Here is a 12,276-nt window from a genome sequence, read left to right as displayed (position 1 = left end):
GAACGTAGTCGCGCCGGCCGATCCTTCGCTCCGAGGGGGAGGAGCGGGTCGGATCGACCGGCGCGGGGTGCGCTGACACTCAGGGGGGATGGTCAGCGCACCGGACTGTGAGTGCCCGGGTGGGGATCAGCTCGCGTACGAGCGCAGCCGCTCGGCGCGGTCGCCCTCGCGGAGCTTGCCCATCACCTCACGCTCGATCTGGCGGACGCGCTCGCGGGAGAGGCCGAAGATCTTGCCGATCTGATCGAGGGTGCGGGGCTGGCCGTCGTCGAGACCGTACCGGAACCGGATCACCTGCTGCTCGCGCTCGTCGAGGGTGGCGAGGACGGACCGGATGTCGCTGTGCAGCAGCCCCGCGATCACCGCGTTCTCGGCCGAGGTGGCCTCGGCGTCCTCGATGAAGTCGCCGAGTGGCGCCTCCTCGTCGCTGCCGACCGGCATGTCGAGGCTGACCGGGTCCCGGCTGTGGTCGAGCAGGTCCGCGATCTTCGCGACCGCGATGCCCGATTCGTTCGAGAGCTCCTCGTCGGTGGCCTCGCGGCCGAGCTGCTGATGCAGTTCACGCTTGATCCTGGCCAGCTTGTTGACCTGCTCCACCAGGTGCACTGGCAGCCGGATCGTGCGGCTCTGATCGGCCATGCCACGGGTGATGGCCTGGCGGATCCACCAGGTCGCATAGGTGGAGAACTTGAACCCCTTGGCGTAGTCGAACTTCTCCATCGCGCGGATCAGGCCCAGGTTGCCCTCCTGGATCAGGTCCAGCAGCGGCATTCCGCGCCCGGTGTACCGCTTGGCCAGTGACACCACGAGCCGCAGGTTCGCCTCGAGCAGGTGACTGCGCGCCGACTGGCCCTCGCGGACGATGGTGGCGAGGTCACGCTTCTTGGCGGCGGTCAGCCTCTTGCCGGTCTCGAGCACGTGTGCGGCGTACAGACCCGCCTCGATCCGCTTGGCCAGCTCGACCTCATCCGCGGCGGTCAGCAACGCGGTGCGGCCGATCCCGTTCAGATAGACGCGAACCAGGTCCGCAGCGGGGCTCTGGGCGTCCAGATCCTCGGCGCTGGGGCGCAGCCGGCGGGTGGTGGTGGGGCTTGTCATGACCTGCCTCCTCATCGGTGGTGTCTCATATGGCTCAACGCCGCGCCACCGTGCAAAGTTCCCGCGTGTGATCCACGGAATTACTTCTGACCTGCATTTTTGCGACGGCGGTCCTGAGAAGTTGCTGAGAAGACGGGCCGGGGGAACCGGCCGGGAACTACAGCGGGAACTCCGCGGGCAGCACCAGCCCGTGCCGAACCAGCGAGTGCACCAGCGGGATGGCGGCGGCGGCGAGCTCGTCGGGATCCTCGCCGTTCGCGGCCGCCAGCAGTTCGAGCAGCTCGTTCAACGCCAGCGAGTCCGGACGCATTCCGCCGAGCAGCGCGGCGGTCAGGTCGTCCACCTCGTGCTGCCAGTTCGGCCCGCTGCCGCGGTGCACCCGGGCCACGACCTGCTGCCAGCCCTCCTCGCCCGGCAGCGACACCCGCTCGAGGGCGGTCGTCGGCTCGAGCCTGAAGCGCTGTTCGAGCACGTCGCGCTCGCGCAACCAGGCCAGCCGGTCGAAATAGCCGAACGCCTCGCCGCCGAGCGGATCGGTGAAGCCGTGCCGCAGGTCCTCGGCGAGCACGTCGCTCGGCTCGTCCGTGCGCCGCAGGTAGACGAAGCCGAAGCCGATGCCCTCGACGTCGGCGGCCTCGAAATGGGCCAACCAGGCCTCGGCCTGCGCCGCGGTCGCCGGATCACGCGGATCGAGGCCGCCGTCGCGCATCCAGGTGCCCACGTACAGCGCGGGGTCGGCTACGTCGCGCTGCACGATCCAGGCGTCGACGCCGTGCGCGGGCAGCCAGGACGCGATCCGTGACCGCCAGTCCTCGCCGCGCACGTGCACCCAGGACGCCAGCATGGACGCGGTGCCGCCCGGCTCGAGGTGGTCGAGCACGTTGGAGACCATCAGCTCGCTTGCGCCGTCGAGATCGAGCCCGGAATCGCGGTAGGTGTGCTCGACCCGGCCGCGGCCGACCACGAACGGCGGGTTGGCGACCACCCGGTCGAAGCGGCGGCCGTCGACCGGCTCGAACCACGGCCCGCCGAGCAGTTCGACGTCGATCTCGTTGAGCGCGAACGTCGCAGCCGACAGGTCGAGCGCGCGCAGGTTGATATCGGTGGCCGTGACCGACCGCGCGTACCCGGCGGCGTGCAGCGCCTGGATGCCGCAGCCGGTACCCAGGTCGAGCACCGAACCGGTCGGGGTCGTCGGGGTGGCGCGGAGCAGCGACAGCGACGCGTGCCCGACGCCGAGCACGTGATCGGGCGCCGTGGTCCGCGGACCCATGCTGCCGTCCAGGTCGGAGAGCACCCAGCGGTTGCCCGCACCGAGATCGAGCGGCCGCAGGTCGAGCGCCGCCCGGACCTCGTCGCCCGAGCGCTCGAGCAGTCCCACGGCCACGGCCCGGTCCAGATCGAGCGGCCGCAGCGCGTGCGCGACCTCCGCCGCAGGGCAGGGATCGGCCAACAGGAAGAGCCTCGTCAGTACCCCGAGATCGCCCGCGCCGCGGCTGGCCAGCCGCACCGGAACGGGCTCGCTGCGGCCGAGCGCATCATGGGCGTCGGAGCCGAGCATCTCCAGCAGGGCGTCGGCGGTGTACTCGGTGCGGTGCAGGGCCTCGCGGAGCGGGGCGCAGGCGGAGAGCAGTTCTCGGTTCACCGCCACAGTTTGTCAGCTCGCGGCGGCGGGATCGGCGGTCGATGCCGAAACGTCAGCCCTCGATCGTGGGGTGCTGCTGCGATTCGATCGCGGGCGGGGTCGGGGCCTGGTGGTCGTAGCGGCGCGGCTCGTCGGACTTGCGCGGCGGGCGGTCGTTCGCGACCAGCACCGCGATCCACGGCAACGGGACGGAGATGCCGATGATGGCCAGGCTGATCCAGGGGTTGGCCCATTCGCTGTAGGCCAGCGCGGCCAGCACCAGTGCCGGGATCCGGATCGCCATCAGGATCGTGTACTTGCGGACCCGGACGCGCTGTTCGTCGTAGAACGACTGGGCCGCATCGGTGATGAGAACCGGGTTTCCCGACGCGTCGTCGTTGCCCTTCGCGTGGTCGAAATCCGAACTCGATGCCATCTGTCCACCTTCCCACTCTCCGCAGTCGAATGCACTACCGGGGGCTCGCCCACCGCGCGGGAGTGCGTCATCATGGACGGGTGAGCACTCAGACCAAGGAACGTCCCGACACCACCACCGACGAGTCCACCGATGACGACCGCCCCAAGTTCTTCCACTATGTGAAGAAGAACAAGATCGCCGAGAGCGCGGTGATGGGTACCCACGTCGTCGCGTTGTGCGGTGAGGTCTTCCCGGTGACCAAATCGGCCAAGCCCGGCTCGCCGGTGTGCCCTGAATGCAAGAAGATCTACGACGGGTTGCGCGCGGGCGACTGAGCCGCCACGACCGGACAGCGGCCGCCGTCGGTGCCGTCGGTCTCGTCGACGGTGGGCGCGTCCTCGGCGGCCTCGTGCTTGCCCCGGTCCGGTCCGGTGATCCGCATCGGCCCGCCGGCGAGCCGCCTGGTGAGATTCGTGACGGGCCCGACGGACGCGCCGTCGGGCGCCCGTGCGGCCGCCGCGGCCTGCGCGGCGAGCCACTCCCGCATCTGCTCCATCCGGGTGGCCCTTGCCGGCCAGAACTCCTGGATGGTCGCGTTGAACTCGGCGCCGAGGACCACCGCGAAGCCGAGGAAGAACGTGAAGAGCAGGAAGGCGATCGGCGCCGCCAGCGCGCCGTAGGTGTAGCCGGTCTGGGTGATCCAGGAGAGGTACCAGCGCAGGACCGTGCTCGCGCCCATGAAGAAGACGCCCGCGAGCAGCGACCCACCGAGCAGTCGGTGCCAGGGCAGGGACTTGGCCAGCGCCACCTTGTACAGGGTGGTCAGGCCGATGATCAGGAGCAGGCCGACGGCCGGGTAGTAGAAGGTGTCCACCGCCTCTGTCCCGAACGAGTACCAGGACCGCGGTAGCACCTGCCCGATCAGGGTCGGTCCCAGTGCGACGAGCGGCAGCACGAACACCGCGACGATGAGAAACATCACATAGAGCAGCAGCGCGAAGATCCGTTGCCAGACGGGGTGTCTCACGTCCTTCTGGCCGTGCGCCTCCACGATGGAGTCGACGAACGTGGAGATCGCCGACGATCCCGCCCACAGCGACAGCAGGAAACCGGCCGAGACGATCTCGGGTCTGCCCTGGCCGAGGACATCGTTCACCGTCGGGCTGATGAGCTGGTCGACGACGCTTTCGCTGAAGGCGGTACGGCTGAAGGTGATGATCTTCGACTCGATGATCTCGACGGTGTCGGGGCCGAACCAGCCGCCGACGTAGCCGATGCTGCCGAGCAGTCCGAGCAGCAGGGGAGGCAGCGACAGGGTCTGCCAGAAGGCGGCCGTCGCCGCCTTGCCGAAGATCGAGTCGCCCCAGGCCTTCGTCGCGGTTCTCGCGATGACCTGCCAGGCGCGGTGGAGCGGATGGAATCCCGAGCGCGCATCGGCGTGCCCGGCAGGCTGGTCGCCGCCCGGCTCTCCGTTGCTCGGCTCGTCCATGATGGTTCCAGCATTCCCGACGCGGCCACGTCGCCGCGCATTGAGGCCCCCCGTGTCGGGAGAAATCTGCCGCTACCAGAGATCGCGGCCGGTCCGCGACCACGGCGCGACGCGCGGTCGCCGGTGATGCGGGGAACGTCGGTGGTCGGCGTTAGGCTCCTCCAGGATCGAATCACGGCGACCGATCGCATCACGGACACAGTGCAGAAGGAGCGGCAGCGACAGTGCTCACGGGTAGTACCGAATCGACACCACCCGCACCCGTCGCCACCCTCCGAGCGTGGCAGCGTCGCGCGCTGACCAAGTACCTGGCCACCGGGCCCCGCGACTTCCTCGCGGTGGCGACGCCCGGCGCAGGCAAGACGACCTTCGCGCTCCGAGTCGCCTCGGAGCTGCTGGCCGACCGCACCATCGACCAGGTGACCGTGGTCGCGCCCACCGAGCACCTCAAGCACCAGTGGTCCGGGGCCGCGGCCCGGATGGGCATCGCGCTGGACTCGAACTTCACCAACTCGACCGGTCAGACGTCGTCCGAGTATCACGGCGTTGTCGTCACCTACGCGCAGGTGGCATCGCATCCGACCAAGCATCGGGTGCGCACCGAGAACCGGCGCACCCTGGTGATCCTCGACGAGATCCACCACGGCGGCGACGCCAAGAGCTGGGGCGACGCGATCCGGGAGGCATACGAGCCCGCCACCCGCCGGCTGGCCCTCACCGGAACCCCGTTCCGCAGCGACGACAGCGCGATCCCGTTCGTGCAGTACGAGCCGGACCGCGAGGGGCTGCTGCGGTCGAAGGCCGACCATTCCTACGGATACTCGGACGCCCTCGCCGACGGCGTGGTGCGGCCCGTGGTCTTCCTCGCGTATTCGGGGGAGGCGCGCTGGCGCAACAACGCCGGTGAGGAGTTCGCGGCCCGGCTCGGCGAGCCGCTGTCCGCCGAGCAGACCGCGCGCGCGTGGCGGACCGCCCTCGACCCGAACGGCGACTGGATCCCGTCAGTGCTCACCGCCGCCAACACCCGGCTGCAGCAGCTGCGCGCCGGTGGCATGCCCGACGCGGGCGGGCTGGTCATCGCGACGGATCAGACGGTGGCGCGGGCATACGCGAAGATCCTCGAGGCAGGCACCGGGCGGGCGCCGACCGTCGTGCTGTCCGACGACCCGACCGCCTCGAAGAAGATCGCCGAGTTCAGCGAGAGCTCCGAGCCGTGGATGGTGGCGGTGCGGATGGTGTCCGAGGGTGTCGACGTGCCGCGCCTGGCCGTCGGCGTCTACGCAACCAGCTCCTCGACGCCACTGTTCTTCGCGCAGGCCATCGGCCGGTTCGTGCGCATGCGGGCCAAGGGCGAGACGGCGAGCGTCTTCGTGCCCTCCGTGCCGGTGCTGCTCGACCTCGCCAGCCAGCTCGAGCTGCAGCGCGACCACGTGCTCGGCAAGCCGCACCGGGAGAAGGACGGCCTCGACGACGAACTGCTCGTCGACGCCAACAAGCAGAAGGACGAACCGGGCGAGGAGGAGAAGGCGTTCACCTCGCTCGGCGCCGACGCTGAGCTCGACCAGGTGATCTACGACGGATCCTCGTTCGGGACGGCGACCTTCGCGGGTAGCGACGAGGAAGCGGACTACCTGGGCCTGCCGGGCCTGCTCGACGCCGACCAGATGCGGGCCCTGCTGCGTGAGCGCCAGGCCGGTCAGCTGGACAAGGGGGCCAGGGAGCCGGCACCGGTCCAGGCGCCCGCCGCTGTTGCCGACCGGGTCTCGTCCGCGAGCAAGCTGGCGGAGCTGCGCAAGGAGCTCAACGGACTCGTCGCGATGCAGCACCACCGAACCGGCAAGCCGCACGGGTGGATCCACGGTGAGCTGCGCCGGGTCTGCGGCGGTCCGCCGACCGCGATCGCCACGGTCGAGCAGCTCACCGAACGGATCGCGATGCTCCGGCAGTGGTGAAAACCCGACAGCGCTGAAAACCAGACAGAGCCCGCACCGGGAGGTGCGGGCTCTGTGCTGACTGGGGTGCCCCGAACGGGCGCCCGGTTTGGCTGACGGCCTAGATCGTCGCCTCATCGAGTACGGCATCGGAGACGATGGTGGCGTTCATCGCGCGGAGTCGATCCTCGTGCTCATTGGCGTGGTGCTGGCAGAAGAGAAGCTCTCCACCAGTCGAGAGGACCGCGCGCACGCGGGCTCCCGCACCACACCGGTCGCACCGGTCGGCAGCGGTCAATGGGGGGCTGGTCAGTGTTCCGGGCATGACTCCTCCGTACTGGCGTTCGGCCGAAGCCGGGTGCCTGGGGCCTGGTCCGCCGCACCGGGATGGCGCGGTGAATCCACTCTGTCAGACGTTTGGGCTTCAGGAGTTGTTCCCGTCGGCGTTTCTTTGTGGTTTCACTAACAGGGAACACGGGCCCCGCGCGTGACGGAGATCACTGCCGGGGCGCCCCGGATAGCCTGCGGGGGTGACTCATCCGGACAGCACCCTGGTACACATCTGCACCACCGAGCAGTGGCGGCAGGCGCAGCGGGCGGGGGAGCGGCTGCCCGAGACCTACGACGCCGACGGGTTCGTGCACCTCTCGAGCACCGAACAGGTGCACCTGCCGGCGAACCGGCTGTTCGCCGGTCGCACCGATCTCGTGCTGTTGTACCTGGACCGGGAGCGACTCGGAGCCGAGGTCCGCTGGGAGCCGGGCGTGCCGACGGACCCCGAGTCGATGCGGTTCCCGCACCTGTACGGACCGCTCCCTGTGGTGGCGGTCACCGGGGTGCGCGCGTATCTACCCGGTCCCGACGGCAGGTTCGGGACCCCAGAGGACTCAGGACGCGGGGAGTTCCCTGGCGATGATCGCCGCCTGGACGCGTGAGCTGACACCGAGCTTGGTGAGCACCCGGGACACATGGGTCTTGACGGTGGTCTCCCCGATGAACAGGCGTCCGGCGATCTGCTGGTTCGTCAGACCGTCGCCCAGACAATCGAGCACCTCCCGCTCTCGGTCGGTGAGGTCCTCGAGGCCCGCGGGCCGGCGCGCCGGGGTCGGCGGTGCCGCCGCGAAGGCGTCGATCAGGGTGCGGGTCACTTGTGGGGCCAGCACGCCGTCCCCCGCGGCGACCGCGCGCACGGCCGCCGTCAACTCCGCGGCCGTCGCCGATTTCAAAAGGAACCCGGAGGCGCCCGCCTGCAGCGCCCCGAACACGTACTCGTCGATGTCGAAGGTGGTCAGCACCAGTACATGGGCCAGGCCGGCCGCGGTGATCTCCCTGGTCGCCGCGATGCCGTCGGTGCCGGGCATCCGGATGTCCATCAGCACCACGTCGGGCCGCAACGCGCGGGCCTGGCCGAGCGCCACCTCGCCGTCGGCGGCCTCGCCGACGACCTCGATGTCGTCGGCGGACCCGAGGATCATCGACAACCCCGACCGGATCGCGGCGTGGTCGTCGGCGACCACCACCCGGATCATGCGCCCGCCGCCGGTCCGTCGACCGGGATGGACACCGCGACCCGCCAGCCGTCGGGGGCCGGTCCCGCGCTGAACCGGCCACCGAGCAGTTCGGTGCGCTCGCGCATGTTCCTGAGCCCGGTGCGTTGGCGTGGTGGATCCGACGGGAACCCTCGCGGCGGCAGCGGATTGCAGACTGTCATCAGCAACCGTCCGGACTGCGACCGGAGGGTGAGCTCGACCGGATGGCCCGGTGCGTGCTTGATGGCATTGGTGAGGGCCTCCTGGGCGATCCGATATGCGGTGTGGTCCACGGCGGTGGGGAGCTGGCCGGGTGCGAGGTCGTCGTGCACCGCGACCTCGGTGCCCGCGGCCTGCGCGGAGTCGACCAGCTTGGCGAGCTGGCGGAGTCGGCCCGGCGCCGCAGCCTCGTCGACGATGTCCGTGCGGAGCAGGCCGATCATCGAGCGCATCTCCTCGAGCGCGTCGATGCTGTTGCCGCGCACGGATTCCAGGATCCGGTGCAGGCGCTCGTCGGACTCCGGGCCGGTGATGCCGAGGGCGGCCTCGGACTGGATGGCGATCGCGGACAGGTGGCCGGCGATGACGTCGTGCAGATCCCGGGCCATCCGATTCCGTTCGTCCGCGATCGCCGCTTGCCGATCCAGGGCCGCGATGGTGGTCAGCGCCTCGGCTCGGGCACGCTCGGAGTCGGCGACGTCCTTGTGCAGTCGCACCGCGCGCCCCCACCACAACGGGGTGCCGACGAAGGCGAAGGCCGCGATCGTGCCGATCACCAGGGGCTGCCAGCTCCTGGTGAGGGCCAGCACGAGGGCCAGGCACACGGTGGTGCCCGCCGCAGCCACACCGACCATGGCGCGAGACTGCCTGGCGGTGCCGTACAGCACGACCGCGTACACGAGGTCGGAGAAGACCAGCCAGATCGGCAGGGTCGGCCCGAGCGCGAAATCGATGCCGAGCGGGATGGTGGCGAGCCAGATCGCCAGCACCGGGCGGTCCCGCCGGAACACGGCAGCACCGCAGATCGCGGCCAGCAGTACCAGTCTGATCGGGACGGGGACCCCGGCGGAGATCGGCGCGAGCGAGTACAGGGCTGTCGAGTAGAGCACGGCGCCCGCGACGAACGCGAGGAGCGCGATCAGCGCACTCTGGGCGAGCGAGGACAGGGCGGACCAGCGTGACACGCCCTCATCACAACACACCGAGAACCTCGTGACGTCCTCCCAAGGGAGGACGGCCGATCCGGCGTACGGGCGATGTCGCGACGGGGTCGCGCTGGTGATGATCGTCCGCATGGAGATGGCACTCGTGCTCGGGCTCGTCGCGCTCGCTCTGGTGGACAGCACCAGCCTGGGGACGCTGGTGATCCCGCTGTGGCTGTTGATGTCCCCGGAGCGGCCGCCGGTGCGCCGGATGGTCGCGTACCTGGGCGCGATCGCGGGCTTCTACTTCGCGGTGGGGGTGCTGGTCCTGCTGACGGCGTCGACCGGAATCGCCGCGGCGGGGTCCGTGTTGCGCGGACCCGTCGCGCTCGGTGTGCAGCTGGCGCTCGGTGTCGGCCTGTTCGCGATCAGCTGGCGATTCGACTCCAGGGCGAAGGCAGGCGGCGGTGGCGGTCGGGTGACCCGGTGGCGGGCAAAGGCTCTGGACGCGCAGTCCTCCGGATCCGGCGTCGCGGTCCTGGCGGTGAGCGCGGGCGCCCTCGAGGTGGTCACGATGCTGCCGTACCTCGCGGCGATCGGGTTGATGATCTCGAGCGGGCTGTCCGCGGCGGTCTCGGCGGCGGCACTGGCCGGCTATTGCGTCGTGATGGTGCTCCCCGCCTGCCTGCTGGTCCTCGCGAGGACCGTCGCGCACACGCGGGTCGAGCCCTGGCTGGCGCGCGCGGACGGCTTCCTATCCAGGCATGCGGACAGCGCGCTGGGCTGGGTGCTCGGCATCGCGGGATTCCTCATCGCCCGCGATGCCGCCGTCCAGCTCTTTTTTCGCTGATCACCTGCGAATATCGCGCGTCGCGGGACCGATCCCGCGCGCGGCGCTACCGTTGAGTCATGAACGTGGAAGTGACTCCCCTTCCTGGGATCGGCATCCGGAAGGATTTCGAGCTGTCGACCGGCAGGCGTATCGGCGTGGTCACCCATCGGGACGGCGGGACGGACCTCATCGTCTCGAAGAAGGACGATCCCGATGCCTGTGCCGCCTCGGTGCCGCTGACCGACGAGGAGGCCGCTGTGCTGGGCAATCTGCTCGGCGCCCCGCAGTTGGTCTCGCAGTTGCGTGAGGAGCACCGTGACCTGCCGGGGATCAACACCCGGCAACTGCCGATCACCGAGGACTCGCCCTTCGACGGCCGGACGCTGGGGGAGACCGCGATGCGAACCAGGACCGGGGTCTCGGTGGTGGCGGTGATGCGGGCCGGACAGGTGTACCCGTCGCCGAATCCGGATTTCAACCTCACCGAAGGAGACCTCTTGGTCGCCGTGGGTACCTCGGACGGGCTCGACGGTGCGGCCAAGATCCTGCACCACGGATGAGCTCCGGCGAAGACCAAGACAACCGGATGAGCTCCGGCGAAGACCAAGACAACCGGATGAGCTCCGGCAACCACCCGGGGCACCATGACTAGCACCGCGCTCTCGCTGATCCAGCTCGGCGCGGTGTTCTTCGCGTTGGGTGTCCTCGGGCGCCTTGCGGGCCGAATCGGGATGTCGCCGATCCCGCTGTACCTGGTAGGTGGCCTCTGCTTCGGCGAGGGCGGGTTCTTCACGCTCGACGGCATCGGCGACTTCGGGCACCTGGCCGGTGAGATCGGCGTGGTCCTGCTGCTCCTGCTGCTCGGCCTCGAGTACACCGCGAGTGAGCTGGTCACGGGGCTGCGCAAGTCGTGGATGGCGGGTGCGGTGGATATCGTGCTCAACGCGGCGCCGGGCGTGATCGTCGCGTTCATGCTCGGGTGGGGGCCGGTCGGTGCACTTGTGATGGGTGGCGTCACCTATATCTCGTCCTCGGGCATCATCGCGAAGGTCCTCAGCGACCTGGGCAGGCTCGGCAATCGCGAAACCCCTGTCGTGCTGTCGATCCTCGTGTTCGAGGACCTGGCCATGGCTGTCTACCTGCCTATCCTGACTGCGATCCTGGCCGGGGTCGGCTTCTTCGGCGGCCTGCAGGCGCTGGCGATCTCGTTGTGCGTGGTCACCCTGGTGCTGGTGATCGCGCTGCGCTACGGCCACTACGTGTCGGCGATCGTCGACAGCAAGGACAAGGAGGTCTTCCTCCTCAAGCTGCTGGGCGCGGCGCTGTTGGTCGCCGGGATCGCCTCGGCGATGCAGGTGTCGGCGGCGGTCGGGGCGTTCCTGCTCGGCATCGCGATCTCCGGGTCCACCGCCCGCAACGCGGCGAAGGTACTCGAGCCCCTCCGGGACCTGTTCGCGGCGATGTTCTTCGTGGTGTTCGGCCTGAACACCGATCCGGGCACCATTCCGCCGGTCCTCGGCTGGGCGGTCCTGCTGGCGGTGGCGACGACCGCGACCAAGATCGCGACGGGGTGGTGGGCGGCCCGCAGGCAGGGTGTCGCAGTGATGGGCCGGGCGAGGGCGGGCGCCGCCCTTGTCGCCCGCGGCGAGTTCTCGATCGTCATCGCGGGCCTCGCGGTGGCGGCGGGCGCGGTCGAGGGCGAGCTCGCGGCGCTGGCGACGGCGTATGTGCTGCTGATGGCGATCCTGGGCCCGGTTGCGGCGAGGGTGGTCGAGCCACTCGTCGGCGCCCTGCGGCGGCCGCAGAAGCCGTCAGGGGAGTCGAGCGACCCCTACCTCACGACCTGAGGTCGTCCGCCGGGCTCACCGCTTGTGCCGCGCGTTGCGGAATCGCTCGACGACATCGCTGACCTTCGCGACCTCGTCGGGGCAGCACGGGCAGCGCAGCGTCACGGTGCCGTCGAGTGTCTCCACCCAGTGCGGCTCGGTGCCGTCGCCCGGGACGAACAGGTAGCGGCCGATGCCGAGTTCAGGGTTGTAGAGGTTATGGAAGATCTGCAGCCTCAGGCAGCCGTGTGCGCAGCGATCCTTCGCGACCGTGAGCGCCCGCACCACCCGATCGGGCAACGCCATGATGCGATCGGCGATCTCCCGCGTGTTGCCGAACACCACCGTTTCCGGGTGGTCGTGCCGCCGGTCTTCGGTCGTCATCTC

Annotated in this window: 14 protein-coding genes; 6 read left to right on the top strand and 8 right to left on the bottom strand. The window is 69.8% G+C overall.

The genetic code is table 11. The features are described from left to right. Nucleotides 1–126: 126 nt before the first annotated feature. The 3 genes from FCG67_RS20590 to FCG67_RS20580 form a co-directional block, all read right to left on the bottom strand. Entirely contained in the window at nucleotides 127–1,098 is a 972-nt protein-coding gene (locus FCG67_RS20590; protein ID WP_077041406.1) for a sigma-70 family RNA polymerase sigma factor, read from the bottom strand. A 157-nt stretch (nucleotides 1,099–1,255) separates the two neighbouring features. Beyond that, entirely contained in the window at nucleotides 1,256–2,743 is a 1,488-nt protein-coding gene (locus FCG67_RS20585) for a DUF7782 domain-containing protein (RefSeq protein ID WP_136911515.1), read from the bottom strand. A 52-nt stretch (nucleotides 2,744–2,795) separates the two neighbouring features. Then, the gene (locus FCG67_RS20580) at nucleotides 2,796–3,158 is read right to left on the bottom strand and encodes a DUF3099 domain-containing protein (protein ID WP_136911514.1); all 363 of its coding nucleotides are present in this window, start codon (nucleotides 3,156–3,158) and stop codon (nucleotides 2,796–2,798) included. Between the two features lie 80 nt (nucleotides 3,159–3,238). On the opposite strand from FCG67_RS20580, the gene FCG67_RS20575 reads away from it, so the two are divergent. Continuing rightward, on the top strand, nucleotides 3,239–3,475 hold the full coding sequence (locus FCG67_RS20575) for a DUF3039 domain-containing protein (protein ID WP_077041408.1): 237 nt from the start codon (nucleotides 3,239–3,241) through the stop codon (nucleotides 3,473–3,475). Here the strand turns inward: FCG67_RS20575 and FCG67_RS20570 are convergent. Beyond that, on the bottom strand, nucleotides 3,448–4,629 hold the full coding sequence (locus FCG67_RS20570) for a YihY/virulence factor BrkB family protein (RefSeq protein ID WP_136911513.1): 1,182 nt from the start codon (nucleotides 4,627–4,629) through the stop codon (nucleotides 3,448–3,450). The genes FCG67_RS20575 and FCG67_RS20570 overlap by 28 nt on opposite strands. 224 nt (nucleotides 4,630–4,853) lie before the next feature. Between FCG67_RS20570 and FCG67_RS20565 the strand changes: the two genes are divergently transcribed. Then, complete coding sequence (locus FCG67_RS20565; RefSeq protein ID WP_136911512.1) at nucleotides 4,854–6,581, top strand: DEAD/DEAH box helicase; 1,728 nt, start codon at nucleotides 4,854–4,856, stop codon at nucleotides 6,579–6,581. Nucleotides 6,582–6,681: 100 nt separating this feature from the next. On the opposite strand, the gene FCG67_RS20560 is transcribed toward FCG67_RS20565, so the two are convergent. Beyond that, the gene (locus FCG67_RS20560) at nucleotides 6,682–6,885 is read right to left on the bottom strand and encodes a DUF7455 domain-containing protein (protein WP_097211258.1); all 204 of its coding nucleotides are present in this window, start codon (nucleotides 6,883–6,885) and stop codon (nucleotides 6,682–6,684) included. Between the two features lie 205 nt (nucleotides 6,886–7,090). Between FCG67_RS20560 and FCG67_RS20555 the strand changes: the two genes are divergently transcribed. Further along, complete coding sequence (locus FCG67_RS20555; RefSeq protein WP_136911511.1) at nucleotides 7,091–7,495, top strand: DUF952 domain-containing protein; 405 nt, start codon at nucleotides 7,091–7,093, stop codon at nucleotides 7,493–7,495. On the opposite strand, the gene FCG67_RS20550 is transcribed toward FCG67_RS20555, so the two are convergent. Together FCG67_RS20550 and FCG67_RS20545 are read right to left on the bottom strand one after the other, a co-directional pair. After that, nucleotides 7,448–8,089 carry a response regulator gene (locus FCG67_RS20550; protein WP_136911510.1) on the bottom strand — a complete coding sequence of 214 codons (642 nt, stop codon included), beginning with the start codon at nucleotides 8,087–8,089 and terminating at the stop codon, nucleotides 7,448–7,450. The two genes, FCG67_RS20555 and FCG67_RS20550, sit on opposite strands and share 48 nt — an antisense overlap. Beyond that, nucleotides 8,086–9,273, bottom strand: a complete 1,188-nt coding sequence (locus tag FCG67_RS20545) for a sensor histidine kinase (RefSeq protein ID WP_211243285.1) — start codon at nucleotides 9,271–9,273, stop codon at nucleotides 8,086–8,088. The genes FCG67_RS20550 and FCG67_RS20545 overlap by 4 nt, the downstream gene beginning before the upstream one ends. Nucleotides 9,274–9,382: 109 nt before the next feature. Here FCG67_RS20545 and FCG67_RS20540 point away from each other — a divergent pair, with 109 nt between their 5' ends. The 3 genes from FCG67_RS20540 (at nucleotide 9,383) to FCG67_RS20530 (ending at nucleotide 11,910) form a co-directional block, all read left to right on the top strand. Then, nucleotides 9,383–10,081: a GAP family protein gene (locus tag FCG67_RS20540; RefSeq protein WP_136911508.1), complete on the top strand. Its 699-nt coding sequence runs from the start codon at nucleotides 9,383–9,385 to the stop codon at nucleotides 10,079–10,081. Between the two features lie 59 nt (nucleotides 10,082–10,140). Beyond that, nucleotides 10,141–10,623 (top strand): cation:proton antiporter regulatory subunit, encoded by a 483-nt coding sequence (locus FCG67_RS20535; RefSeq protein WP_077041413.1) that lies wholly within the window; start codon nucleotides 10,141–10,143, stop codon nucleotides 10,621–10,623. An 84-nt stretch (nucleotides 10,624–10,707) separates the two neighbouring features. Beyond that, complete coding sequence (locus FCG67_RS20530; RefSeq protein ID WP_136911507.1) at nucleotides 10,708–11,910, top strand: cation:proton antiporter; 1,203 nt, start codon at nucleotides 10,708–10,710, stop codon at nucleotides 11,908–11,910. A gap of 15 nt (nucleotides 11,911–11,925) precedes the next feature. On the opposite strand, the gene FCG67_RS20525 is transcribed toward FCG67_RS20530, so the two are convergent. Beyond that, nucleotides 11,926–12,273 carry a hypothetical protein gene (locus tag FCG67_RS20525; RefSeq protein WP_136911506.1) on the bottom strand — a complete coding sequence of 116 codons (348 nt, stop codon included), beginning with the start codon at nucleotides 12,271–12,273 and terminating at the stop codon, nucleotides 11,926–11,928. Between the last annotated feature and the right edge of the window lie 3 nt (nucleotides 12,274–12,276).

The sequence above is a fragment of the Rhodococcus oryzae genome, assembly GCF_005049235.1.
GTDB lineage: Bacteria > Actinomycetota > Actinomycetes > Mycobacteriales > Mycobacteriaceae > Rhodococcus_G > Rhodococcus_G oryzae.
Note: the sequence above shows the minus strand (reverse complement) of the source record. Positions and strands in the feature narration are given on the sequence as shown.

Coding starts and splice junctions, on each gene's coding strand:
- FCG67_RS20590 (WP_077041406.1), bottom strand. CDS start 1,098: ATGACAAGCCCCACCACCACCCGCCGGCTGCGCCCCAGCGCCGAGGAT.
- FCG67_RS20580 (WP_136911514.1), bottom strand. CDS start 3,158: ATGGCATCGAGTTCGGATTTCGACCACGCGAAGGGCAACGACGACGCG.
- FCG67_RS20570 (WP_136911513.1), bottom strand. CDS start 4,629: ATGGACGAGCCGAGCAACGGAGAGCCGGGCGGCGACCAGCCTGCCGGG.
- FCG67_RS20560 (WP_097211258.1), bottom strand. CDS start 6,885: ATGCCCGGAACACTGACCAGCCCCCCATTGACCGCTGCCGACCGGTGC.
- FCG67_RS20550 (WP_136911510.1), bottom strand. CDS start 8,089: ATGATCCGGGTGGTGGTCGCCGACGACCACGCCGCGATCCGGTCGGGG.
- FCG67_RS20540 (WP_136911508.1), top strand. CDS start 9,383: ATGGAGATGGCACTCGTGCTCGGGCTCGTCGCGCTCGCTCTGGTGGAC.
- FCG67_RS20535 (WP_077041413.1), top strand. CDS start 10,141: ATGAACGTGGAAGTGACTCCCCTTCCTGGGATCGGCATCCGGAAGGAT.
- FCG67_RS20530 (WP_136911507.1), top strand. CDS start 10,708: ATGACTAGCACCGCGCTCTCGCTGATCCAGCTCGGCGCGGTGTTCTTC.
- FCG67_RS20525 (WP_136911506.1), bottom strand. CDS start 12,273: ATGACGACCGAAGACCGGCGGCACGACCACCCGGAAACGGTGGTGTTC.